The 25,651-nt window shown below is 56.7% G+C and carries 18 protein-coding genes and 1 pseudogene; 13 read left to right on the top strand and 6 right to left on the bottom strand.

All coding sequences use genetic code 11. The features are described 5' to 3' along the window. Nucleotides 1–23: 23 nt before the first annotated feature. Nucleotides 24–3,797, bottom strand: coding sequence for an AAA family ATPase (locus tag HEQ17_RS15235; RefSeq protein ID WP_296293516.1), 3,774 nt, complete (start codon nt 3,795–3,797; stop codon nt 24–26). Between the two features lie 211 nt (nt 3,798–4,008). Further along, a pseudogene (locus HEQ17_RS15230) lies at nt 4,009–4,215 on the bottom strand (transposase); the annotation flags it as partial. Between the two features lie 254 nt (nt 4,216–4,469). Between HEQ17_RS15230 and HEQ17_RS15225 the strand changes: the two are divergent. The 3 genes from HEQ17_RS15225 to HEQ17_RS15215 all read left to right on the top strand — a co-directional run bounded on the left by HEQ17_RS15225 (nt 4,470) and on the right by HEQ17_RS15215 (nt 8,112). Further along, the gene (locus HEQ17_RS15225) at nt 4,470–5,327 is read left to right on the top strand and encodes a dienelactone hydrolase family protein (protein WP_296293515.1); all 858 of its coding nucleotides are present in this window, start codon (nt 4,470–4,472) and stop codon (nt 5,325–5,327) included. Between the two features lie 701 nt (nt 5,328–6,028). Next, nucleotides 6,029–6,313 (top strand): hypothetical protein, encoded by a 285-nt coding sequence (locus tag HEQ17_RS15220; protein ID WP_296293514.1) that lies wholly within the window; start codon nt 6,029–6,031, stop codon nt 6,311–6,313. A 236-nt stretch (nt 6,314–6,549) separates the two neighbouring features. Further along, the gene (locus HEQ17_RS15215) at nt 6,550–8,112 is read left to right on the top strand and encodes a DNA cytosine methyltransferase (RefSeq protein ID WP_296293513.1); all 1,563 of its coding nucleotides are present in this window, start codon (nt 6,550–6,552) and stop codon (nt 8,110–8,112) included. 101 nt (nt 8,113–8,213) lie between these two features. On the opposite strand, the gene HEQ17_RS15210 is transcribed toward HEQ17_RS15215, so the two are convergent. Continuing rightward, the gene (locus tag HEQ17_RS15210; protein WP_296293512.1) at nt 8,214–10,283 is read right to left on the bottom strand and encodes an AIPR family protein; all 2,070 of its coding nucleotides are present in this window, start codon (nt 10,281–10,283) and stop codon (nt 8,214–8,216) included. A gap of 128 nt (nt 10,284–10,411) precedes the next feature. On the opposite strand from HEQ17_RS15210, the gene HEQ17_RS15205 reads away from it, so the two are divergent. From HEQ17_RS15205 to HEQ17_RS15180, 6 genes are all read left to right on the top strand, one after another. Then, nucleotides 10,412–11,413: a hypothetical protein gene (locus HEQ17_RS15205; protein WP_296293511.1), complete on the top strand. Its 1,002-nt coding sequence runs from the start codon at nt 10,412–10,414 to the stop codon at nt 11,411–11,413. An 8-nt stretch (nt 11,414–11,421) separates the two neighbouring features. After that, nucleotides 11,422–13,086, top strand: coding sequence for a hypothetical protein (locus HEQ17_RS15200; RefSeq protein ID WP_296293510.1), 1,665 nt, complete (start codon nt 11,422–11,424; stop codon nt 13,084–13,086). Continuing rightward, the gene (locus tag HEQ17_RS15195; protein ID WP_366938051.1) at nt 13,086–14,867 is read left to right on the top strand and encodes an NERD domain-containing protein; all 1,782 of its coding nucleotides are present in this window, start codon (nt 13,086–13,088) and stop codon (nt 14,865–14,867) included. Before HEQ17_RS15200 ends, HEQ17_RS15195 begins: the two co-directional genes overlap by 1 nt. Continuing rightward, nucleotides 14,867–18,553, top strand: coding sequence for a helicase-related protein (locus HEQ17_RS15190; protein ID WP_296293509.1), 3,687 nt, complete (start codon nt 14,867–14,869; stop codon nt 18,551–18,553). The genes HEQ17_RS15195 and HEQ17_RS15190 overlap by 1 nt, the downstream gene beginning before the upstream one ends. After that, on the top strand, nt 18,550–20,667 hold the full coding sequence (locus tag HEQ17_RS15185; RefSeq protein ID WP_296293508.1) for a DUF1998 domain-containing protein: 2,118 nt from the start codon (nt 18,550–18,552) through the stop codon (nt 20,665–20,667). The genes HEQ17_RS15190 and HEQ17_RS15185 overlap by 4 nt, the downstream gene beginning before the upstream one ends. A gap of 238 nt (nt 20,668–20,905) precedes the next feature. After that, nucleotides 20,906–21,541: a DUF3427 domain-containing protein gene (locus tag HEQ17_RS15180; RefSeq protein ID WP_296293507.1), complete on the top strand. Its 636-nt coding sequence runs from the start codon at nt 20,906–20,908 to the stop codon at nt 21,539–21,541. A 108-nt stretch (nt 21,542–21,649) separates the two neighbouring features. Here HEQ17_RS15180 and HEQ17_RS15175 read toward each other — a convergent pair whose 3' ends face one another. Next, nucleotides 21,650–21,961: a helix-turn-helix domain-containing protein gene (locus tag HEQ17_RS15175; protein ID WP_296293506.1), complete on the bottom strand. Its 312-nt coding sequence runs from the start codon at nt 21,959–21,961 to the stop codon at nt 21,650–21,652. 175 nt (nt 21,962–22,136) lie between these two features. Between HEQ17_RS15175 and HEQ17_RS15170 the strand changes: the two genes are divergently transcribed. The 3 genes from HEQ17_RS15170 (at nt 22,137) to HEQ17_RS15160 (ending at nt 23,570) form a co-directional block, all read left to right on the top strand. After that, nucleotides 22,137–22,511, top strand: a complete 375-nt coding sequence (locus HEQ17_RS15170; protein WP_296293505.1) for an antitoxin Xre/MbcA/ParS toxin-binding domain-containing protein — start codon at nt 22,137–22,139, stop codon at nt 22,509–22,511. Nucleotides 22,512–22,567: 56 nt separating this feature from the next. Next, nucleotides 22,568–23,212, top strand: coding sequence for an RES family NAD+ phosphorylase (locus tag HEQ17_RS15165; RefSeq protein ID WP_296293504.1), 645 nt, complete (start codon nt 22,568–22,570; stop codon nt 23,210–23,212). A gap of 187 nt (nt 23,213–23,399) precedes the next feature. Next, entirely contained in the window at nt 23,400–23,570 is a 171-nt protein-coding gene (locus HEQ17_RS15160) for a hypothetical protein (protein ID WP_366938067.1), read from the top strand. Nucleotides 23,571–23,601: 31 nt separating this feature from the next. Here the strand turns inward: HEQ17_RS15160 and HEQ17_RS15155 are convergent, their stop codons facing one another. Both HEQ17_RS15155 and HEQ17_RS15150 read right to left on the bottom strand, forming a co-directional pair. Further along, a complete protein-coding gene (locus HEQ17_RS15155; RefSeq protein WP_296293503.1) occupies nt 23,602–24,873 on the bottom strand; it encodes a type II toxin-antitoxin system HipA family toxin in 1,272 nt (423 codons plus the stop codon). A gap of 87 nt (nt 24,874–24,960) precedes the next feature. Continuing rightward, nucleotides 24,961–25,302: a helix-turn-helix domain-containing protein gene (locus tag HEQ17_RS15150; RefSeq protein ID WP_296293502.1), complete on the bottom strand. Its 342-nt coding sequence runs from the start codon at nt 25,300–25,302 to the stop codon at nt 24,961–24,963. Nucleotides 25,303–25,337: 35 nt separating this feature from the next. Here HEQ17_RS15150 and HEQ17_RS15145 point away from each other — a divergent pair, with 35 nt between their 5' ends. After that, nucleotides 25,338–25,649, top strand: a complete 312-nt coding sequence (locus tag HEQ17_RS15145; protein WP_366938066.1) for a DUF3427 domain-containing protein — start codon at nt 25,338–25,340, stop codon at nt 25,647–25,649. The last annotated feature ends 2 nt before the right edge of the window (nt 25,650–25,651 follow it).

The raw sequence follows: 25,651 nt of genomic DNA, 5'->3' as shown, positions 1-25,651 counted from the left end.
AAACTGAGTGAGAGCTTGCTGGCCTAGCGTTGAATTTGCGTTGAATCGCTGCTGGCGGTCTTGGACAAGGCCTGGCGTTGAGCTGTGCTGCGTTGCAAAAGCAGCTCGGCACCCATCGCTTGAGCAGTCTGCATGGCTTTGTCCAGCGCCTGTTCGATGTCGGCGCGTGGCGCGCCTTGGGCTGCCAAGGCCTGGGCGCGCATGCGCCAGAGTTCGGGCAGCAGGTAGGGCTCTTGGCGCTCATGTGCCTTGGGCAGGCAGGCGTCTATCTGTGCCAGGGCTTCCTCGGCCTGGTCGAGGTTCAGCAGCGCTTCGATCAGGAAGGAAAGAAAAGTCGCTTCGGTGCTTGGCATGGCCACGGCTGAAGCGCTGGCGGCTTGGCGTATGGGCAGCAGGCCGGCCGGGTCGCCACCGGCTGCCTGGCTCCAGCCCAGCACCAGTGCGCCAACCGCCTGCCACAGGGCCAGGCCATGACGCTGGGTGAGGCTCAGCAGCTCGATGCTGAGGGGCAGCGCGGCCTCGGGCCGGCGCAAGTGGCGTTGCAGCACCCCCGCCATGCCCAAAGCAAATGCCAGGGTCTGGGCATGGCCGAGCGTGCGTGCCTGCTGCAGGCCCAGGTAGGTTTGTTCCAGGGCTTCGTCAATGCGGCCCAACATGGCCAGCGGCCAGCCCAGCATGGCGCGGGCGGCAATGCCGCCATGCTCGCCAAAACGCTGGGTCAATTGGGCGCGCTGGCGCGGCGGCAGGCGATCACCGGCGGCGGCGGCCTCGGCCAGGGCCTCGCAGGAGGCTTGAAACTGACCGAGAAAGAACAGGTTGTTGCCCAAGGCATAACGCGCTTGCACGTCGGCAGTGGCGTCATTTGTGTCGGCGGCCACGTCCAGCAGTTCTTGCGCCAGAGTGAGCACCGGGCTTTCGCCCGGGCCGCTGCGGCTGCCCAACCACAGGCCCCAGAGCGCCTGAAAGCGTTGGCCCGGGCCGCTGGCGGCACCAGGCTCATCGCAGGCCTGCAGCGCCTGGCGCAAGCACTGGCGAGCGGACGCAGAGCCGTAGCCCTCCAGGGCCAACAGGCTGCGCCCCAGGCCCAGCAGCAATGGCAGGCGCAGGCGTTGGATCAGGGTTGGTGCGGCCCCGGTCATCTGCAAGGCGGCCAGGCCTTGCTCGAAGCCGTGGCGGGCTTCTTGGTGGGCCGATTGAGCGGCGGCGCGCTCAGCTGCCTGCAGCCAGTAGTGCGCGGCCACCGGGTCGCCGGCCGCCTGCAGGTGCTGGGCCAGGGCCTCGGGCGCATCAGCGGCCAGGGCGGAGAAGGGACCCATCAAGGCCTGGGCGGCGCGCCGGTGCAAGGCTCGGCGCTTGCTGGTGCTGAGGGTTTCCAGAGCGGCGTCGCGGATCAATGCATGGCGGAACTGCCAGTGCTGTAGGTCAATGCTCTGCAGCAGGTCGAGCCGCTGCAACTGGGCCAGCTGCTGCGCCAGTGGCCCGGCCGGCAGCTGCAGCAGCTCTTGCAGCAAGGCGGGCGAGCTGGTGCTGCCCAACAGAGCCGCGCCCTGAGCCACGTGCTTGGTCTCGGGCGGCAGGCGGTCCAGGCTCGCTGCCAGCAAGTCCCAGAGCGTGGCCGGCACTTTGTCGGACGGGCGCAGGCGCATCGAGCGCGCCAGCTCTTCTGCAAACAGTGGCACGCCGCCGGCGCGTTGCAGCACTTGCAGGCGTTGCGCGGCCGAAGCCGGGGCGGTGTCGAGTTGCTCGATCAGGCGGGCCATGTCTTCGGGCGGCAGGGGCTGCAGATTCAGGCACAAGTCCAGGCTGGCGCGCACTTCGTCGTGCGGCGCCTCGCGCGAGCTCAGCAGCAGCAGGCCCGGGGCGCGCTGCGGGGCGGGGTGCTCAAGTTGCCGTTGGAGATGCAGTTGCAGCAGCTCCAGCGTCGACGGGTCGGCCCAGTGCAGATCTTCCAGCAGCATGAGCTCCGGCCGACCCTGGGCCAAGCCTTCGAAAAGTTCGCACAGCAAGGTGTACAGCTCACGCTTGTGCAAAGGCTCCGCCGGGGCCGACGTGTTCTGGTGTTGCAGCAGCAACGGGCGCAGCAGGGCGCGCGCGGCCTCATGACCAGCCAGTGGCAGGCCGGCTTGCTGCAGCAGTGCGCTGAGGGCGGCCTCTGCCTGCCCTGCATCGCCCTTCAGTGCGGTACCCATGCGCCGGCGCAGCGTGGCCCGCACTGGCTCCAAAGGCGTGTAGCGATACTCGGGGCGGCACTGCAGCTCGTAGATCGGCGTTGGCGCGTTATCCGCAGCGGCCGCCACATGCTGGTGCAAGGCCTGCAGCAGCCGGGTCTTGCCCAGGCCAGGCTCGCCTTGCACCCAGACCGTGCGCGCGCTGCCTTGAGCCAAGAGCCATTCTTGCCGAAGCAGCGCCAGTTCGGCGCTGCGGCCGACCATGGGATTGAGCGCGTATATCCGGCTGCTGGCTTTGGCTGAGCGGATGCCCAGCAGGCTGGCGCCGCGGCCGGGTTCTGCCGTGGCTGCAAAGCGATGGTGGCGTTCGCTTTGCTGCTGTAGCTCGGCGCTGACATGGATGCTGTTGGCTTCGGCCTGAAGGGCCAGCTTGCGTGCTTGGCGCGAGAGCGCGCCCACGCTGTCGGGTGAGGCCAGCTCTGGGTCGGCATGCACCCAGCCCACATGCAGGCCCTGGCGCAGGGCGCGGGGCGCAAGGCTGTTTCTTTTGTCCGTGGCGGCCAATTCCAGCGCGGCGTCCAGGGCCAGGCGTGGCGCCTGCTCTTGCGCGCGCGGGTGGCCAAAAAAGGCCAGCAGCGCGCCGCCTTCTGCGCGTTGCACATGGGCACCGCGCGCTTGAAGGAGCACGCGGGCTTGTTGCAGCCGGGCTTGTAAGGCGGTGGCCAGGGCCTCGGCCTCGCGGGCGGCCTCGTCCGACGAAACTTCCCATTCACAAGCCAGGGCGACGACCCGGCGGCGCTCGGCGTGTGCGGCCGGGGCTTGGGGTGTCTGGGCGGCGCTGTTGCGCAGACGCTCGGCGAGGGCCTGAGTGGCCGCTTGCGGCGGGATCTGTAGATCGCTCTGCAGTTGCAGGCGAAACTGTTCGAACAAGGCCAGGGCTTCGCCCGCGGACGTGGGCGCCAGCATGCGCATGCAGCGGCGCAGGGCGGGTTCACACCAGGGGTCTTGGGCCAGAGCGCGCCGGGCGCAGGCCAGTGCGGCCTCGGCTTCGCCGGCGTCCTCAAACAGTTGGCCCAACGTCTCCAGCAACTGCTGAGCCTGGCGCAGCAGCGCCTCGCGTCGCGGTTGCAGCCAGGCTTCGAAGCCCGGCGCTTCGGGCAGCTGCAAACCGTCGAGCAAGGGACCGCGGTAGAGGTTCAGAGCTTGCTGCAGGGCTTGGCGGCGCGCCTGCGGTTGCGGCGTGGCGGCAGCCAGTTGGGCCAGGGCGAAGTCCCGGCAGTCTAATTGCCAGGCCAAATCCTCGCGCAGCTGCAAATGTTTCTTGTCGGACAGCAGCGGCTCCAGATCGGGCTGATCGGGCCAGAGTTGGGCCAGCACCCTGCGCAAGTCAAACAGCGCTCGGCGCAAATTGGCTCGCGCCTGCTCCAGTGGGGAGTCGGGCCATAGGGTTTCGGCCAGAGTTTCCCGCGCCAGCGGCCCGGTCTGCAGCGCCAGCATGGCCAGCAGGGCGCGCACCTTGTCGTAGGGCAAGGGCAAGACACGACCCAGGCAATCGCGTAACTCGAAGCCACCCAACAGACGCAGCAGGGAGCCTTTGGCGTGGGAAGTTTGCTTGCTCACAGCGGGCATGGCTGTCAAAAAATTGAATACCAATATATCAGATTGACATCACATATGACGTAAAAAAAATTCAACCACACGAGCCGATGTATCGCGCACCAGTAAAAGGCTTCGAAGCCCGAGCGAACCCGGGATTTCCCGCCCGTGTGGCATTCTGAGTCGACGCCGATGTGATCGAGAATCCGACGGATCTGCACGCCCTCGGTCATCAAGGCGATCAGGCGCAGTACCTCAGCAGCCGCTCCAGTGCAGCGCGGTCGTGTGCCTCGATGCACACACCAGCGTCCACCGAGAAGCCGCTGTGCTGGTAGGCCAGCATGTCTTTGGCATCTGCCTTCTCGATCAGGCCCCGGCCCACGAAGGCGCGCAGAATGCGTCGGCGCAAATCGGCCTGTACCTGGGCCGCAGCGGTGGCATCGATAGCACTGACCGACTTTGAGGTCGATCAGCGCATCAGTTGGTGAGGGCCAAAGCAGCGAGCTGACCGCCGCTGCGAGGCAGGCTGCACCTTGCACCCCCCAAGAGTGGGGAAATCGGCAGATTTTGGGCAACTGGACCTGAACCAGTGCTTACGCAGGCTCAGCCTGGAGGCTGGTGATGCCCAAAACCCGGGCCATAATCTTGATCAAGTGGTCGGATTTCCTCTCCGCCACCCACCGTAACTCCCAGGAGAAACATCCCATGCGATCCATCTTGATTGGGCTGATGGCGTGCCTGTCAGCGTGTGTTTGGGCAGCCTCTGAGCAAGTGTCGTTCCCAGGTGCCGTAGGTGCCGGGTTCCCTGTACAAGAGAAGGTCACCGCCACCTTGCAATGGCCTGCAGCTGCTCAGCGGCCTGTGCCAGCGGTGGTCATCCTGCATGGCAGCGGCGGCATAGACGGACGCGGCGCGTTTCACGCGCAAGCCCTGAACAAGTCAGGCATCGCGACACTGGAACTCTTCATGTTTCCGCAGGGCGGGCGCTTCAAGGGCGGCCACACCACCACGTTGACGCATGCTTATGGCGCTCTGCGGTTTTTGGCCAGCCACCCAGCGGTGGATTCAAAGAAAATCGGCGTGATGGGTTTTTCGTGGGGTGGTAACTTGGCGCTGCGCACTGCGTCCAAGCAAACGCACCGCAGCTTCTTTGCAGATGGTCAACCAGCATTTGCCGCGCACGCGGCGTACTACGGGGTCTGGTGGGCGCACGAGAAGCTTGCCAAGGAAGCCGCCACGGTTGGGGTGTATGCCGAGCTGACCGGCGCCCCCGTCCTGCTGGTCTCGGGCGGCAAAGACGACTACGGCCCGCCGGACGCGGCTCAATTGTTCTACAACGCCCTGCCCGCATCAGCCAGCGCATTGATGACCCTGCAGCACTACCCCGGTGCCACCCACGGATTCGACTCGCCTGCAGGGTCCGACCGTTTGATCTTCGACCCCACAGCCCATCAGGGTAAAGGCGGACAGGTGCGCTTCTATCGCGATGCAGATGCCGCCGAGGATGCACGCAGCAAGACACTGGCATTTTTCCTCAAAGCCTTCACCGGTGAGGTACGCTGAGCGAGTGCAGGCGAGACGGTCTCATCGCCAAGGGATCCGGGGCAACAGGGTGTTCTTTGCGGGTGCTCACACCCGCGCAATGTCGAGGTGGCCAAGCTAGTGAGCTTGTTTGGAGGGGCTTGATTCCTCGGGCCTCGTGCCCGTGGTTCAATCCGTTGCCTCCATCCTGCACCTTGCCCTCGCTCGCCTTCTTGCGTGGGAACGACGCCACTGGGGCGGAAAAGATGGAGACATGCCAGTCTATGGCCCGCAATTCCAAGAAAAGATCGTCAATTTCTGATTGAAAACCGGGGAGCGTCGGACAAACTGTCTCTGCCCACGCCCCACATCAAGAAAGATTATTCGTCCCCGTCTTCTGGTATCGGACTAAAGCAGTACGTACACAGCCCCGCGCCATCAACAGGCACTTCGCTGTCGCAATCCTCGCAAAAAATCAAATCGCGCAACCGCTGTTGTCGCATCAAGTTCATTGACGCTTGTTAGTCCGCCACGCTCAAAAACATACGGGCCAGCAACTGCTGATTGGTTCATGTGGCTCATGCGCAACTCCCCATAAAAAGATGCACATAAATTAACTGTATGTCTATACATGTACTGTATTTTTATACACAATGGATGAATAAATTCGCAAATCAGTGCAAGCAGCGACTGCGGATTCAACACGAAACTGCTGCGCAACTCAAAAGATCATTGGAGGTAGCATGAACAAGCAAAATCGCATCCCTGCAATCCCGGGCAAAAGCCGCTTCGCTTTGGAGCGCTGGTTTAACAAGTTGTATCTGGAAGGCCTTCTTTTTCATCCTGATGACCAGCCTGAAGACATTGTTTCAATTGAGACTGGTGAACAGGTCTTCGCCCCCCTAGAGTGCCAAAAATTGCAAGAGGGCATTCACATCTTGTTCGAGAGCCATGGTGATTTGGTCTACGAGGTGGCTCTCAACTATTTCCAGAAGTCCATGAAAGTCAAGCAAGCCGTAGTCCACTAATGAACCTGTGCTGTGTGAATTTTTTCTATTCTTGGTTGCATACTCACAAAGTTGCTGATTTCATTTCAACCACGTACAGAGCGGAATGGTGGAAGCTAGTCCGGGGATCTTTCATCTGCCATTCCCAGTCGGATAATGACCAAAAACCAAAATTTATCACTGCGTTAATGGCCGTCGCCTCAAGCAGTGATAGATTTTTTCGCAGCAAATAAAGTCGCCCTCCTGGCAATCTAAACATGAGTGGACTTGCGCGCCATACCCAAAAAATGACATACAAAATCATCGATCTCTTTGCAGGCCCAGGCGGTCTTGGAGAGGGCTTTGCAACCTACAAGAAGGGCACCATTTTTGACATTGCACTGTCTGCAGAAATGGAATCCAGTGCTCACCAAACACTCACTCTGCGTAGCTTCTTTCGCAAGATACAGGGCGATCAAAAGGCACTGAATGCCTATTACAGTTTCTGCGAATCAGCGGATTCACCGCACCCGCGCGATCTTTTCCCACTTGCGTGGAAGGCTGCAAGCGCAGAGGCACACCAATTGACGCTTGGCAATCCAGAACACAACCAGCAACTGGATGCTCTACTTAAACAAGCAAAACTGCGTGAAGATGAGACTGTGCTGATCGGCGGGCCCCCTTGTCAGGCCTACTCGCTTGTGGGACGCGCCCGCAACATGGGCAAGCAGGACTACATAGCGGAAAACGATCACCGTCACTTTCTGTACAAAGAATATTTGCGCATCTTGCATCGCAGCCGACCTGCAGTTTTCGTGATGGAAAACGTGAAAGGTATTCTTTCAGCGAAGGTGGGCGGCAAACTCGTCTTTCACGACATTCTCAGAGACCTGACGGACCCGGGCCAAGCGCTTGGCAAAAGAGACGGTGCGCGATACACCATTCACTCACTTGTTTCACCTGCGAAATTCGTGCATGGTGACGACCCCGAAGAACTGGATGCCAGTGAATTCGTTATCAAAGCAGAAAAATTTGGAATTCCACAGGCAAGACATCGCGTGATTTTGCTAGGCGTGCGAGAGGACCTTGGCTACGACGGAAAAAAATTCTTACGGGAATCTGATCCGCTTTGTGTTGAAGATGCATTTTCAGGAATGCCACTTTTACGTAGCAAACTCAGCACAAGCGACAGCGATAAAGGATGGTGTGAAGCGGTTCTTAGCAACGCCAATATGCTCTACAAAGATGCTATTGCACAGCGCATGGGCACGCTGGCTGAAGAACTTAAAGCGGGGATGCTTCGCATGAACGGAAGTCTCGCAACAGGAGCGCTCAGATTTCCCCGCCACAACGCCTTTCATGGGCAGACAACATTTCACAAATGGGTAACCGATCCAAGGCTCAACGTTTGGCTGAACCATGAGGCACGCTCACACATGTCCAGTGACCTTGCCCGCTACTATTTCACCGCCGTTTTCGGCAAGACCTTCAACCGGTCACCCAAGGGCCACCATGATTTTTCACTCAAAGGTCTTGCCCCTGACCATGCTAACTGGGAATCAGGCAAGTTCGCTGATCGATTTAGAGTGCAGCTACAGAAGGCACCAAGTACGACTGTGACTAGCCACATCGCCAAAGACGGCCACTACTTCATTCATCCTGACCCCCGGCAATGTCGCAGCCTCACGGTAAGAGAGGCGGCAAGACTACAGACATTCCCGGACAACTATTTCTTCCAAGGAAATCGGACTCAGCAATACCACCAAGTCGGGAATGCGGTGCCATCGCTGCTTGCTAACCAGATTGCTCATGTAGTGAACTTGATAGTGTCAGGCGCGTAAATGAAAAAATGTTGAACGAAGCGACATGCTTCGCTTCGCGTCTAGATACAAATTTAGATTTCAATTTAACCAAATGCGCTCAACGCCTAAACTGTGCGCGACTAACTACCTTGGTAGCCCGCCTGCTCTAGACGTTTGCGAATCAGGAGAATTGCCACTGCTTGCTTGGAAGTTGGAACCCGACCAGATGAGCCAGCCAACATCAAAAGTTGGTCTTCCTTTGGAGTCAGCTCCTTGCATTGAATTCCCCAATCACGAAGCTTTCGCCAATTCGAATATTTGTAGTTCACTACCTCCGTGATTGCAGCAATATCCGAGTCAATGCGTGCAACTACAACGGCGTCCTCCATGCGATGCTGAACTTCTGTCTGAGACACAAGCTCTGCTGCCAACGCCGGCAGCAGCTGAGCCTGCTTCTGTTGAGCACGCTGCCAAGCCAGTTCTTTCTTGCACCATTCCGTGATGTTTTCTATCCCCTGTTCAGGGGATGTAATCACTTCGTACATGTTTTTTGCAATCACCTTCAGCTGCTCGGTTAGTGCTGGAGAAATCGCCTGCGCCCGCCAGATGGATTGAAGGTTCAAAACCCTTCCCGCCCCCTGCTCTGAAATTACTTGGATCAGCTTCGCAATAGTGAATGTAATGATGTTTGCTCGATAGCCACCGTCATACCAATCAGTCTGTGTTGGAATGAGTTGCTCCAGATCGCGGAACACAATCGCATGTGCAGCTACTGCCTTGAAAAACTCATCGTTGAACTGAAGAGGATTGTTCAGCCATTCGGCAACAATAAATCGGCTGTAAACATCAAAGTTCTTTTGTGCGCCTTTACTGACCTCATGTGGCATCTGTCGCCAAGAGTTTTCAATTTTGGCCAAATCTGTCTTTGTGATGAGTTGACGCCTGGGATTATCGGCTTCAAATCGAAGCTTTTCAGACGGACTCATCTTTGTCGTCTCGATGCGATACTGGCCTTTTGCGCGTTCGTAGAACCAAGTCGTTGGTCTCTGCGATCCTGCCCTCGGTGGTGCCTTGATCCGTCTCGACAACTCCTCCATCTTTCTATGAAAAGCGTGATTCGAGAAAAGGTCTGAGTCGGACACCTTGGTTTGCCTGTTTGCAAACTCAGAGATTTTGGGAATCATCTCATCTGATCTTCCTGCATCCACAACAGAAAGCTTCATTGGCACAAAAATCCCACCAAGCTCTGCTCCGTCTTTTCGACGTGCATGTGCCAGAGATGCAGTGGTCTGTCCGCCATTCACGATCTGCAGGTCGGTTGCAGAAAGAAGCCTCATGCCATCAGGGGTGAGCAAGGTTTCGACCGAAGTCGCGGTAGCTGCGATCCCGTTGTTGAAAGCAAAGAACATCTCGGGGCTACGCAGGGTGGTCTCACGAATAGCCTTGTTCACCTTCACAGCCTTCCCCAAGAAACTTCTGACATTTCCTTCAAGAAGACGACTGCCATATTCTTCATACATACGAGCCAGGGCATCGCCGGGAAGAACGCAAAGATAGCCACTGTATTCTGACTGATTCAGGCTGGCCTTAAGACACGGGACCCCATCATCAACTAGCTTTTTGAAGTTGACTATCAAGGCCTCGCGCCCTGAACTAGATGTGAATGCGTCATGAAAACGGGCAATATCCCAGATGTGGAACTCGGCAGGAATTCCACCTACAGTCTCCTCTGGCCAGTTACGGATATGGTCGCTCATGAGCGCATCAGTCGCCAGATAGATCCGCAACCTCGTGATATTTGCCCTATGCAGATGCATTAAAGCAGACAGATCTGTGGCGGGATCTTCGTCTGCTGGAAGGTGGTCATCGTTACCTGACAATGCTTCGTCGACAAATGCAATAACCCTTCCGAAGATGGTCTTCGCCGTAGTCTGCGTGAGAGTGACCGGGAGCTTGTCCCCGCTGAACTCGACAATGACCAGACGTAAGGAGCCATCCACCTCATCGAACGCATATCCGTCTATTCCGAGACTCCTGCGCCTCGCCCCTGTGCCGCGGTATGGACTGGCCACGAAATCAGTCAGCTCCTCAGCATCTTCCAACAATTGCCCTGCAACAACGCCGAATCCAGCCTCGGGGTCTCGGCCGCCGAACTCTTCAATTGCGCGTTTAACTACTCCATCACGGAATATTGCCAAGTTCTCGTCCATCCAACTCTCTCCATGTAAGTTGACTTTGCCAAAAGCTATGAATTCGCAATATGAACATTCTTAGTTCTGACAAGAATGGAGCACCATAATAAGTCAATAATTCAACCAAATGGAGGAGTGTTTGTACTGTGCAAGTAAACATCGATGAAGTCATTCAAGCCCTTAAGCGCGACAACTTGGCCCTCTCTGACGGTGTGAAGTCAATTGCACCACCCCCTTGGATCGACTGGCTTGTATGGCTTGGTCAGTGGATGAGGGTCCAGACCGCCTTTAGAGGCCGACGGGTTGCCGTCGTGAGATTACCAAGCAGAAGGCTGGCCGCTGCTTTCACGGCATTGGGTGCCACATTCGCATCAGCCCGACTTTATGACGATTCGCTAGACTGGGAGGAGTTGAAGGATCTTGCTCCCGGCCGGAAGGTCTTCTGGCGTGAATCTGCGTCGGGCAAGTACATTCGTCGATCAGGTATGGTTGTCGGGGTTCGCCAAATTGAAACGGGCGAATTTTTGGAGGTTGTCATGCAAGGGCAGAGGAAGTCTCATCAGGGCAGCCGCTTCTTTGCCAAGTCTGCAGCACTTTCCTATGGAATAACCCTCGGCACAGTGAGCACCATCACTGATGCCAGACTGACTGATGCAGAGCTGGTCATCGAGGCGATTCTGAACGGCGCTCCTAAAGGCTGGTTCAGGTCGCCTACTATCGAATGTACCGTCATCACTGAGTTGACATCCTTTATGGGGGATCTCGAAGGCTTGGCCGTTCACGCGGCCGGAATTGCCCAAGCCGACTGCTCGGCTATTTTGGCAATAGCTGACGCTTCGGGCAGGACGCATGGCAAGACTAGGGTAGCTCACGCTCGCAGCGAAGGCATCCCCGATGAGCCCGGGTTGATGACAATTCTCGACGGCGCCGCCGCGGCGCGCCGAATGAAGGACACCACAGCGAGTAGCGTAGTGGTCCTGCTTGATCAAGCGGAATACGACGAGGACTTGGAGCAACTTTTCCAGACTTATCTTGACCATGCAGTCGATGACGGTATCCACCTGCCAAAGAATGGTGTCATGACCCCGCCCATGAGCGTTCAGCTCTTCATATTCGGTCTGCCAATGCAGGTCGAGTCAACGGCATGAGGCGCCACATGAGTGCGCAAGGCACCCTCATGATTCAACCATTTCAGACGGAGTCAACAGTGCCTAGTGCTGCAGTCGCAACAATAACTACCCTAGATCTGATAACCGCATACCATGCAAATGCTGTTGAGACCAGACCGCGGATAGTAGTCATCGACTTTCAGCCGATCCAGAGTATTGCCAAAGCCTGCTCGTTGATTTTCTCAGGCGTTGACCGAGAGGATCCGCTCCAATGCGAAGCAGCACGACACGCGTGGCTAGTGAAGACATCGCTCATGCTCACAGCATTGCCATTCGATGATCCGCGTCTAGGTGTGAACGAGCATCTAGACAAGCTGCTGCACGCGTCCTTAAGCATGCCAGCAATCCGAACTGCAGTAGATGACTTGATAAGCGCCGTCCAGTCGCTCATTTCAAGCGCAGTCAATCCAAAACGAGACGCAGTGCTGACAGTTCTTAGAGAGCCGATGCGAAGCAACCTTCCTCCAGCTGCTCTCGCCAATGTCTGCGGATCGCCTACACCTGGGTGGCCCTCATCCGTTGATTCAGAATCCGACTTCCACCTCGCAGCATTGAAACTCATTCGACGCAGGCGTCAGACAAGAGACTCACTTTACGCTCGATTAATCATCCCTGGAAATCCTTGGCTTGCCCCAAGGGGCCTTCTCTTCGACCTGCTTTATGGAGGACTGACTGCGGACGTCGTTGTAATAGGCTATCGATCAGAACACGCATCCTTGCCAGCCCCCAAGGATCTTCCAAAGGACCACTTCTTTCCGTCAACCGCTCATCATCCCCGCGAGAAGCAGGAATCAGACGTGTTTATTGAGGCTACTGAGATCGACAATGGATGGGCAAAAGAATCGCTCTGGGCGTCCATCCACGCCCAACACAATAATTTTTCCCCAACCTCGGAAAGTGATCTCACCGTAGACGCCCAGTTCATCCTGTTCGCGGACGGAAGCGGCACTTTTCTACCTATATCTGGACGTGTAGTGGAGGTCTCTGATCTATTCGAAAAAGGGGCCAGCTTCAACATCGCAGAAGATAAGCTTCCCCGTGTCCTAGTAAGGGACCTTGACGAGGGCGACCTAGTGATGCTGAGGCTGTCTGGAAGCGGCGACTATTTAGACGATGTTGCTGACGCTCTGATTCAGCAGGCCGGCGAAGAAGGATTGCGCCGCAGCGCTCTTCAATGGAAAGATAAGCTCGAACGAGTTATCAAGCTACACGGGGAAGGCGTAGTAGCAGTGAAGATGCAAGGTCTTGGCGTCAAACTCCGATCGCCCCAGTACCTCTGGGAATGGGCGGGGGCTGCCGTGATGGCGCCCCATGATCGCGAAACATTCCAGCACCTGATAGCGACCATTTGGCAACTAGAGGGCATGGACATAGATGATGCGCCCAAGTTCTATGCCGATGCAAGATGGGAGGAAATGGAAAGATTAAAGGCATACCATCAGAAGGCTGGCGTCGCCATTCGCACGGAGCTGCTCGACCAAGTCCGTAAATTCGTTGTCGAACGTCGTCACATCGAGACGGTCGAAGCGATTGAATTGACGGGCGTGGCAGCCGGCCGGATGGGCCTGCTTCGAGTGGCTGCCATCGACACCATGACAAGAAAAGTGCCCACGTCTGCTTTGTTCCATCTGACAAAGCTAAAGGTGACCTAATGGCAAGGATGATTCCTCCTTTGGTCTCCTCGGGTGCGCCTTGGGGCGAAAGACAGTTATTTTCTAGGCTCCGGGATGATCCCATGACTAGGGACTGGCTGGTACTTCACTCATTCGACATACGTCGCCATGTAGCTCGTGCAGAAGGTGAAGCTGACATGCTCATCATTGCGCCAGGCCTTGGCGTTCTCTGCATCGAAGTGAAGGGCTGCAATGTTATCAGAGAGGATGGGCTCTGGAAGTACTCCTACGATCCACCTAAGACGTCCACAGTAGGCCCGTTCCGTCAGGCGAGTCAAGCCGCACATTCGATTCGACAATACTTATCGCATAAAGATCGGTCCCTCGGTTCTCTTCTTTTCTACTCCGCCGTCCTCTTCACCGAAATCGATTTTTTAGAAAAGTCGCTCGAGTGGGAACCCTGGCAAATAATCGGAAGGACCGACTTTCTAAGGCAACCGATATCGGCAGTTGTGACCCAAGTGCTCGAGGCTGCCCATTCCCAGTGCCGGGCCCGCAATCCAAAACCTGCCTGGTACAGCAACCAGAGCCGTCCCACCCTACGGCAGCTCGAATCCATGCTCCGGCTCCTGCGACCCAACTTCGAATACGTTGCTTCCAGCCGCAATGATGTGGAACTGGCTGAAGATGCCATACGCAGATTCACGGAAGAACAATTCGAAGCACTGGATCACCTTGATGACAACCGTCGAGTCATATTCAAGGGGCCAGCCGGCACGGGCAAGACGTTTCTTGCGATCGAAGCTGCTCGAAGAGCTATTTTCGATGGCCGCAGCGTTGCCTTGTTATGTTTCAACGGTCTTCTAGCCATGTGGCTTAAGAGAGAGACCGCCGCGATCGGAGATGAAGCAAAGGCACGATCTATTCCTTTCTATGTCGGGAACCTTTCAGGACTCATGCGCCAAGTTGCGGATGCCGATGTTCCAGCAACTGCCGACAGCAGGTTCTGGGAAATCGAGCTGCCAGGGCGTGCCGTCGATGCATTACTGGTCGATGATCGCAAAACACCGACCTTCGATCTGCTGCTCGTAGACGAAGCGCAGGACCTGCTGTCAAACCCATTTCTTGATGTTATGGAGCTGCTGCTGCGCGGTGGTCTTGCAAGCGGACAATGGGCACTGTTCGGTGACTTCGAACGACAGGCAATCTACGCCGATAACAGTGCAGGTTCCGGACTTGATCGACTGCTAAGGCGCACCGCGGACAGTATTTCGACATACCGGTTGCGCATCAATTGCCGGAATGCCACTAGGATCGCGGAGGCAGTTACGATTACATGTGGATTGTCACCGGGCTACAGCAAGATCCTCAGTACCACCGATTCAGCAGATGTCGAACCCGTCTTCTACCGAAGCACATCACATCAGGGTGAGCTCCTACTCGCGACCATTACAAAGCTCCTGAAATCCTTTGCGCCAGCAGAGATCATCGTCCTGTCAATGCGTTCCGACTCATCTTCCTGCGTCTCCCGGCTACCTCGCGAACAAGACCACTGGCAATTCAATTCCTATCGAGGAATGCCTGATAGCGGGGCTTCTGTCAGATATACCAGTGTCCATGCGTTCAAGGGACTAGAGGCTCCCGCCATCATCCTTACTGACATCGAAAACGTAGATGACGAACAGTCCAAGGCACTGCTCTATGTCGGCATGTCTCGAGCAAGGGTTCGGCTTCATGTTTTCATGCATGAGCGTCTGCGTTCTAGATACGACTCAATGGTAGATGCGGGCCTCAAAGCAGCACTTAAGGGGAATTTCTGATGTCATCACTAGATAAGAATCTTGCTAACAGAGAGCAGATGCTAACTCGCCTACGGGCCGAGATCGTGGGGCCGGATCCAGCCGGCAAACCTGTATCCCTAGTTGATAAGCAAACGATGACTTGGGAAGAGTACCGGATCCCACGAATGCAAGAGGACGGGCAGGAAATCGTCTGGCAAGACCCCCCAACCAAACGGTTTGGCGCAGGCATCCTTTACCCACTTGGCGCCACCGAAGAGACTGTGGTCAATGCGACTGAGACTGAGGAGGCAATACTTAGCAATGTGCCTGAGGTGCCCCACCCGGGGCTGCTGTCTGGAGATGAAAAATCGCCATTTGAGCGAGCATCTTCATTCGGCGCGCCGGCAGACGAGCCAGAAGAAGAAGACGTCACGCTAGCCAATGCATTTCGACCTTCGGCAATAGGCGTCAGCTTCCTAGCCGATCTGGCATCAGAACCCGAGGGAATCTCTATCGAGCTTGTGAACGTCGGCCGGGTTGGACTAGAGAAAACCATCGAACAACCATGCGGCGTCTATGCACCACTTACTCTTCAGCTGGGCAGCAGTGTCGGTAAGAAGCCGACGCCGCGCAAGGTTTGGCTAAGAAAGCCGGTTGTCGACGGGCATGGCAAAGTGCCGGTCATTCACTTAGCGACGTCAGATCTTCTTAACGCACGCCGTCCTTTGCGGTGCTCGATCGGACCCGCAGCACTCGGACTTGAACTGATCGTCGTTTCACGAACTTGGCATTCAGCACCGAGCACGGTGCACCGGCTACTGACCATTTCAGTTGCCAACAAGAAGCAGGTCAATGAAGCTGAGCTCGAAACTCAGTGCCTCTTTCAGGCTGGAATCCGGGTTAGCGGTTTAAGCAGCAGTGAATGGATCGATCCGTATCCGGACAGTCTGGTCGCTGATTTCCAAGCTTCGGATCCGTTGGCGGACGAAAACGTCAACCGTGTTCTTTACAGGGAAAACCGGACATTTGCCATCGGCCACGGCAGCGGCGCCGACTGGATGAGTGGGCGTCCGAAAAGGGTCAAGACGGTGTGGTCGGACGTCCTGCCTGTTTTCGAGACGCCCGCAACAAGTGCCGATCTCCAGATAAAAGACCCGGAAGGCAGACTTGTACCACTGCGCGTTAGCATGAGATTGCTGGCAGGTCTTCAGCCTAATGACGATGGATTGGCTGACATTGACCATCTGCTGAAGGAGTATCACGCCTGGATTTCTTCACTTGAATCGACGGTAATTACGATTGCAGAACCGTATCGGCCAACAGCAACTGAACTCTTAGAAAATTGCCGTCGATGCGCCGATCGTATTGCCGATGGACTGTCGATTCTGCGGCAGCATGACTCCATAGGAGATGTAGCACGCAAGGCTTTTAGTCTGACAAACCAAGCCATGCTAGTTGCCCAACTACGAGCACGACAAGAATTGCGTCTGCCAGGGCACGACACTAGCGGGAGACTGACTTGGTCACGTCCGGTCGCGGACTTAGATCCATCGGTACCGAACGAGAGGCAAGGCTATTGGCGTCCGTTCCAAATTGCATTTCTACTCATGTCGTTGCGGGGAATATGTGACCCGTCCCATCGCGACAGGACTGAAGTCGACCTCATTTGGTTTCCCACTGGCGGTGGTAAGACGGAGGCATATCTTGGGTTAACCGCCTTCACGGTCTTCTTCAATGCGATAACGGGTGTTTCCAACGGCGGTGTCGATGTACTTATGCGTTACACGCTGCGGCTGCTAACCGCACAACAGTTCCAGCGCGCCGCCACACTCTTTTGCGCGATGGAGCAGCTGAGACGTAAGGATGTAGTCGCCTTAGGAGATAGGCCATTTCGTATCGGGCTTTGGGTGGGCAGTTCTGCTACGCCAAACAAGCGGGACGACGCAGTCGCCAAGCTGCAGAAGCTGCGGAGGGATCCAGACGCAGAGAATCCATACGTGCTGCTCAGATGCCCATGGTGCGCAGCAAAGTTCGGCCCCCACCAAGACGGACCCTCCACAGAACAGCGGGGGCGAGGCAGGGGTGGACGACAAGCGGCAAGTGTCCAAGTGTATGGTTATGAGAGGGAGCACGGTCCTTCCGGTGACACTGTCGTATTCCGCTGCCGTGACGCCGCCTGTGAATTCGGCGGTCTGCCCGGACCCGGAAAGCCTCCTCTGCCGATTGTTGTGATTGATGAGGATCTGCTAGATTCGCCACCCAATCTTCTGATCGGGACAGTAGACAAGTTCGCGATGCTGGCCTGGTCACCGGCGGCAAGGAGCATTTTCGGACTTGATGAATCGGGCCGCCATCGTGGCATCCCGCCCACATTGATCATCCAAGACGAGCTGCACCTGATATCTGGGCCGCTGGGTTCTATGGTTGGCGCCTATGAAACGGTCATAGAGGCGCTGTGCATTGATCCTCTCGGAGGAATGATACTTCCAAAGATTGTTGCATCGACTGCAACGATCAGTCGTGCCCGCGAACAGATTGTGGGTCTGTATGCTCGTTCAGGTGTCATGCTTTTTCCGCCCTCAGGGCTCGATGCTGCCGACTCATTCTTTGCGCGTGAAGCATGCGACGAGCAAGGTAGGCCGAAGCCAGGGAGGCTCTATGCAGGGGTGCTTGCCCCTGCACACACTTCACTACAGACATCTGAAGCCAGGGTTTTCGCAACCTTGATGCAACATGCCTCCCTCCTAGAGGGTGATGCATGCGATCTAGATCCATGGTGGACCCTGCTCGTATTCTTCAACTCCTTGCGAGAACTGGGTGGTGCTGCAACCCTTTTCACCGCTGATACACGTGAATATCTCAAGGTAATCTTGAACCGCCATGGTCTCGATTACTCAAGGATCCGCCAGCTCTTTCACGTCGAGGAGCTGACTAGCCGCATCCGCGGCGACCACATTCCACGCCTGCTGGAGCAACTGGAGGTGTCAGTCACGGTCCGCGAAGGAAAAGGAGCGACAGCCCCCAACCCGGCTCCCATAGACGCGTGTCTTGCGTCAAACATCATCGAAGTGGGAGTGGACGTCCCAAGGCTGTCTCTGATGGCGATCGTTGGGCAACCCAAGACTACGTCACAGTACATACAAGTCTCCAGTCGCGTCGGCCGGGATCTTGAGCGCCCAGGTCTGGTAGTAGTGATCTATGGACAGACGAAACCCCGTGACCGTAGCCACTATGAACGGTTTCGTTCTTACCACCAGCAACTCTACGCCCAAGTTGAGCCGACCAGCGTCACCCCGTTCAGTCCGCCGGCGATCGACCGGGCCCTTCATGGAATGATCGTCGCATTGGTACGGCAGCTCGGTCACAGAGGCCGCGAGGCTGATACACCAGATCCCTTTCCGCTCGCACTTGGCACTGCACTGAGGAATCGGATCGAGGAGATCATCTGCGATCGAGTTAAGGCCGTAGCACCTGATGAGTTAACGTCCGTAATGAGCCGACTCAGGCTGCGCCTTGACCAGTGGAAGGCTTGGAATCCAGCTGAGTATGGGGATTTTTCTAGGTCGCCTGAACACCCGCCCCTGATGCATCCTGCAGGCAGAACGGAACTAGCCCAGTGGGATGGGCGCAGCTGGGCAACGATGTCTTCACTACGAAATGTCGATGCGAGCTGCGAGGCTGATCTCACAATGCATTACAACAACATTCCAGGGGGAAACCCATGACCCGCCCAATCAGACGATCACAGGCCGTGTCACCGTTCGGTGTCGGTGCTATGGTTGACTTCCCAGGACCAGTCTCATTGATCCACGCCGGTCTAGACGCTTGGCCCTTCGATGAGAGGAACCCTGATCATCGTGAATTCCGAGTAGATGATGAACCGAGGCTCGCGAAGCGTCTCGGCGTCGATTTCTTTGTCCAGCCTCCAGACTTCCGGATGGTAGAAGGCGGCGGCGCGGGAAGCGCCGTCAACCTTGGCCTAAAACTGCCTTTCCTGAGATTCCCGCTGTGGCACTCGTGCCCCCGCTGCGGTCGTATGTTCGAGGCAAAGTATCACCATCGATCTGCACCAGATTGTCTAGGGCCCATTGGTAGCGGCGCAGAAAAAGGACGGAGTCATTCTAGGAGGCGAGCTGTCCAAGTCCGTTTTGTCAGTGCATGCCAGTCGGGTCACCTGCGAGATTTCCCGTGGATCGAGTGGCTTGGCCTTGATCGTTCCGATTGGGATGGCATCAGGAATGACCGCTGGCTGCGCATCATTTCCACAGGCTCTGCGTCAATTGCTGGCGTGGTTATCGTTGCCGAGCGCCAAAATGATTCAGGAATTATCGAAGTAGCACGCAGGTCGCTCGCCGGTGCGTTCAGCGTCGAACCCGATGGCACGTCGGCCCTCACCGCAATGAACATCATGTGCAATGGACAGAACCCTGCACTCGGACTGGGCGATGGCGGCGAAGACCCTACCGATCCATGTGGGCAGAACCTGAGGGCGGTGCTTCGCGGAGCAAGCAACCTCTACTTCGGCGATGTCCGTAGCTCGATCTACGTTCCGGATATTGAAGACAATGGTCTGCCCCAACCGGTGCTCGATCTACTCGACGATTACACATTCAAACAAGAACTCCTTAACGGAGCACTAGCAGCGGAAAACGGAACGCTGGGGCCAAAGGCAGCAGGTATTATCTTGCGACGTCGTCATCCGGAGTCCGAGGTTAAGCCGGAGGTCCTCGCTGGTGCGGTCAACACGCACATCCTGCACGAAATACTGACCCACCCACGGCTAACCGCCAGTGCCTTGGTTCAGAAGGTCAAGGTAGCGGCAGATGGAAAGGTTTCTTCCAAAATTCTCGCTGATCTCATTAACACCGCTGCTCCAGACTGGTCAATCGATCCGGGACTGCTAGTGGAATCAGTGACCATATGGCTGAAACGTCGTGAAGGAATTGGATCGGAGGGCGATTCACAACTCACGGAGGACGTTTCGGACAAAACCTATCGCGCAGAGGAGTACCGCGCTTTCTGCCGGGATGGGCAGGACGGACTTCCAAAAGTGAATCTGCTAGTGCGGAGCAAGCCCATTGAGAGCTACACCGACCTAGTGCGCAGTAACTTCTCCCGTGTTGCGCTGCTCGACAAGTTGCGGGAGACGCGGGCATTTGTCGGCTTCAGCAGAATCTACGCCAGTTCAAACATGCCGCCAGCCCAACGCTGGAAGCTCATCTCGAGGACTCAACGCAACTGGCTTCCTGCCGCTGTAGTCCGCGGCGAAGGAATTTTCCTCAGGTTCGATGAAGAGCGTCTTGCCAATTGGGACAAGGAATTCGGTGCTCTGCACAGGGAGCGGCTTCGCCAAGTTAATCGGAATCTCCAAGCTCAGGCAGCGAGGCGCCAGATTCATGTTGATGACGCATCCCCTGTTCTCGTTCTAATGCACACATTTGCACATGTTCTGATCAGCCAACTCGTGTTCGACTGCGGATATGGTTCATCCTCACTGCGTGAACGCATCTACTTCTCAGATACTCAACCGCAGATGTCCGGAATCCTGATTTACACCGCCGCAGGAGATTCGGAAGGCACTATGGGAGGACTCGTTCGGATGGGTGAGCCAGAACAGCTCGACCGCACAATTGCTCGGGCACTTGATCGCGCTCGCTGGTGTTCAAGTGATCCTGTTTGCATCGAGAGCACCGGCCAAGGTCCGGACAACTGCAATCTCGCTGCATGCCATTCCTGCGGCCTGTTGCCGGAGACCTCATGTGAGATGCAGAATCGGCTACTGGATCGAGGCATGCTGATAGGGGATCTGAATCGGCCGGAAATAGGCTTTTTCTCATAGTGCTAAACAGATTGAGACGCGTACACGGCTGACCGTTTACGCACCATACGAAAAAACCGCAGCCGGATAATTTCGAAATGATCAAAGAAATCAGAATGCAGTGATGGAGGTTTTTTCAAAACCTGCTAACCGCCATATTTTGGAGTTACTGGAGACCGCTAGTGGAACTGACGCATCAAATATCCGACATCGTATCTATTGTGCTCTGTAGCAGGACACTCCATTCTGATCATACGAATTGATCACGCCCAGCCGTGCGGGTTCGATCACGGGGAGCGTGGTGGCCATCGAGCGGCAAGACGACAGTGGCGACAACCAATACCTGCTGCGCGTGGTCACCAAAACCCGTGACGGCCAATACATCTTGAAGGCCAACAACCCGGACTACGAAGACTTGCTCGCCACCGACGACATGCGCACGCTGGCCCGTTTGCGCCACATCATTGACCCGCTCGATCTGGCCATTGGTGAACCATTCATGCGCGAAGACATTCCGCCGCTGTTTGGTGAAACCTTCAATCCGGGTAATTGGAATGTCGGTCATGTGGTGCTCGCCCCCAAAAAGGCGCACATCCTGTTGGTCACGATCAACAAGCAAGGCAAGGCCGACGAGCACAAGTACATGGACCACTGGCTCGATGACAGCCACTTTCACTGGCAAAGCCAAAACGCCACTGACCCGAGCAGCAAGCGCGGCCAAGAGATCATCCGCCACGCCGCTTTGGGCATCGACATCCATTTGTTTGTGCGCGAAAACAAACTGGCCGCAGGCAAAGCGGCCCCCTTCACCTACCACGGCCGCGTGGTCTACCAATCACACCAGGGCAGCCAGCCTATGAGTGTGGTGTTTGGGTTGCAAAGTGAGGCGGGTTGATGGGCTGAGCGCTGGCGGTGAAGGCCGGTGGCGATGTTTGTTGGTGTAGGAGCCCACCCCTGTGGGCGATGGTTTGCAGGGCGAAGCTGAGGGCGTGTTCCACGCCTTTTAAACAAAGGTCGCGGAAGAAACGCCGAACCGTTCGCTGAGCGCTCGCACCTGGCGAATGTTGAGTTCGCGCTTGCCCGTCAGGATTTCGGACACCACGCCCTGACTGCCGATCTCGCTAAGGTCGCTTTGCTTCAGCCCGTGTTGTTCCATCAGGAATTTCAGAGCTTGCACACCCGTGACTTCAGGCAGAGGGTGTTGCTTGGCTTCATAGTCCTCGATCAGATCGCCCACGATGTCGACCAAGCCCATCGCGGGATGCTTTTCTTCACCTTGGGTTTCGTCCAGCAGGGCTTGGAGCATCTCGGTCATGAGAGCGTCGTCATGTTCTTGACGAGTACACGTCACCCCTGTCATGTCGCCAAAATTCAATTTTGAGAACATGACAAGTGTCAGTTTACATATGTCAATGGTGAATGAGTTCATAAAACATGTAAATATTTTGTTTTTATGGTAAATTATTTCCATAGAAATAGTGGAGCACGCCATGCTAACCAACGCAGTCACTGCCCCCGACAAATTCATGGTGCTGGGTAAAGCCACCATGCGCGCTGCCCAAGAGTTGCATCTGTCGAGTGCGGCTTTGGCCCGCGTGATCGGGTTCAGTGAGCCGACCATCAGCCGCATTGCCAACGGCAGCCGGGGCATCGACCCAACGTCTAAAGAGGGACAACTGGCGCTGCTGTTGGTGCGTTTGTTCCGCTCTTTGGACCCTCTTGTGGGTGGCGATGCACAAAAGCGGCAGGATTGGCTGCGCAGCCACAACAAAGCGTTGAACGGCATTCCGGCCACGCTGATTGAAAGCCCTCAGGGCCTTGTGACTGCACTGTCTTATCTGGATGGCATGCGGGGTGCGGCTTGACGTCATCGGCTTCATGGAACCCGGATTGGGTTCATGAATTCACCGCCGACTTGCACATGCCTGCGTTTCGAATGGTGGAGACGCAGCACATCGCAGCCACCATGCGCTTGGTGGATTCTGCCGATGAGCAACTGTTGCTGGAAGAAATGCTGGAGACCAGCAAGCCGCCGCTCCCACCACAGGCAAACGGTTTGCACTACCTTTTGGCTGCGCCTTTTCGGTATGTGCCCCAAACGGGCTCCCGCTTTCGCGCTGTCCATTCGCCGGGCATTTGGTACGGGGCTGATGACGCATATTGCGCCTGTGCAGAAGTTGCCTATTGGCGTCAGCGCTTTTTGCTGGACAGCGCAGGGCTCATGAAGCAGTCGATCAGCACAGAGCACTCGATGTACGAAGCCTCTGTTCAGGGTCGCGCTTTGGATTTGCTGTCGCACCCGTGGGTTTTGGCGCAGGCGCTCTGGATGCATCCGGGCGACTACACCGAAACCCAAAAACTGGCCACGCTGGTTCGGGACTCTCAGACAGAGGTGACATGGATTCGCTACGCGTCGGTGCGTGCCACCGACCATGTGTGCGCAGCAGTTTTTGACCCGAGCAGTTTGACCATGGTGACACCCGATGGCCGTTATGAACAATGGCACTGCCACACCACGGCAGACAGGGTGACGCTGTCGAATGGCCGTGCGCGGTTTGATTTCTAGACGTCGGCACGCCACTCAAATATCAACATTCCCTGCCACCTGCTGCGGGTGGTCACCAAAAACCGTGACGGCCAATACATCTTGAAGGCCAACAACCCGGACTACGAAGACTTGCCCGCCACCGACGACATGCGCACGCTGGCAAAGCCAAAACGCCACTGACCCGAGCAGCAAGCGCGGCCAAGAGATCATCCGCCACGCCGCTTTGGGCATCGACATCCATTTGTTTGTGCGCGAAAACAAACTGGCCGCAGGCAAAGCGGCCCCCTTCACCTACCACGGCCGCGTGCTCTACCAATCACACCAGGGCAGCCAGCCTATGAGTGTGGTGTTTGGGTTGCAAAGTGGGGCGGGTTGATGGGCTGAGAGCTGGCGGTGCTGCGCCTGACCTACGGCAGCGACTTGCGCAGTTCGGGTGTCGACACCTTGTCCAAATGCCGGAACGCTGGCGCGATCTTGCCGATTTCCGGGTCAGTGACGCCGAATTGCTCAAAATAGACTTTCCACTCCCTGACGGTCTGCCAGACCTGCGCCATCATCAGCAGGGCTTCGGCCTTGGAGAGGGTGAAACGTGCATGCGCGGCCAGTGCGTTGTCCAGGGTGGCCAGTCGCCCTTGCGGGCCCACGCCCAGATGCAGGAAGCGTTCGGTAGCGTGGCTTGCTCGGGGCAAGACGTCATACAAGGGGCTCAAGCGCCAGCCGTGCAGCCTGGGGTCCCACAAAAAGCCGTGGTTGCGCAGGTGGTCATCGTCGTTGCTCACCAAGATGTTGAAGACCATGCGTTTGAAAAGCTCTGCGTTGTCTGCTCGGATAACACTGGGGTGGCAGTGGTCACGCACAGCTTGGGCGAGGTCGGTATAAGCCTTGGTGCGCGACTCGGTTTCGTCGCAGGCGACCATGGTCAAGCCGCTGACAAACCCCAATCGGTGCTCCATTCGGCCTTCCCCCGGTTGTGTTTGAAACAAGTTGTCTGACGCGCCAACGACACCATCCGGTGCTAGCCAGTAGCGGTCGAAGCGCCGAATGAGCATGATCTTGCGTTCACCGATGGTGCACATGTCGAGTGCGGGAACATTCAAGCCAGCCTCTGCGGCCAGCCGGAGTGCAGCACTTTCCACGCCGGGCACATCGAAGCTGTCTTTTTGACTGGAAAACTTGGCTAGCCACAGCACGCCTTGTGCATCACGCACTGAGGCTTTGGGCCGCGCACCACCGAGTCCTGTGCCATCCACAAAAATGGCTTCGAGGTGCGCAGGTACGGGCAGCCCTTCCTCGATGCGGTCTGCTGCATCTATCAGGTGCGATAGGTCGTGCGAAACATGGGGGCCATGACTGGGGCCGTCGTGGATGCTGGTTCTGATGTCGAGCGCCCCCACACGGTCGCTGCCTGCATGGAGCAAATACTGAGACTCTGGCAGGCTGTTGGCGGGTACTTTGAGCTTGGCTTCGATGACGCGACGACCCCATGAGTCAGGTGCCGCGTCACGAATACCGCCGAACATGGGCAATTGGTTGGCAGGCAGGAGCCGCTTGCCCAACACGTCATCGCGCTTTTTCAGGCTCAGGCTCACGGGATCAATTTCCAGTGCATCTGGCCGACGTGCGTAGTTCATGCCATAAGCAAAACTCGAAGCAAGTACCTCGGTGTTTTCTTCTGTCATGAGCAACTGCCCACAAGGGTTCCAGTTCTGCCCCAGGTGGGCAAAGACCATCAGTTTCAGGGCTTTAGCGGTCAATTTTGTCCCCCCTTAAAAGTCCAGTTCTTCGCGCTCAGCCGCGCTCAGGTCGCGGACCCGCTGGGTTTTTTCACGCGCACTGAGCGCCAGCAACGCCGGATCTTTTTCAGACAACAAGTCCAACAGCGTGCTGCCTGGCGAGATGGCCTGCAGGTAGCGCAAAACTTGCCCAAGCGCGATGCCGGGCTCTCCCTTTTCAAGGCGATAGGCCGTGTTGCGAGACAGCCCTGCACGCAGCGCAGCGTCAGCCTGCTTGACTTGACGCGCCAACCGCAGGCGCGCCAGAAGTTGCCCCAAGCGGGCGCACTCTTCTTGCTGTGACGGCATGAGCATGGCAGATTGATTGATTTTCATGTTCGTTAAATCGATATTTATTTACAGAATGATCGATTAAACGTACATGTTACCTGAAATTACTTCTGCAAGGCACTGCTGATGCTCACAAGTACATGGACCACTGGATCGATGACAGCCACTTTCACTGGCAAAGCCAGAACGCCACCGACCCAAGCAGCATGCGCGGCCAAGAGATCATCCGCCACGCCGCTTTGGACATCGACATCCATTTGTTTGTGCGCGAAAACAAACTGGCCGCAGGCAAAGCGGCCCCCTTCACTTACCACGGCCGCGTGCTCTACCAATCACACCAGGGCAGCCAGCCTATGAGTGTGGTGTTTGGGTTGCAAAGTGGGGTGGGTTGATG

Origin of the sequence: Limnohabitans sp. (genome assembly GCF_023910625.1) — a bacterium.
Lineage (GTDB): Bacteria > Pseudomonadota > Gammaproteobacteria > Burkholderiales > Burkholderiaceae_C > Limnohabitans_A.
This window is presented reverse-complemented; position numbering and strand designations above follow the sequence as displayed.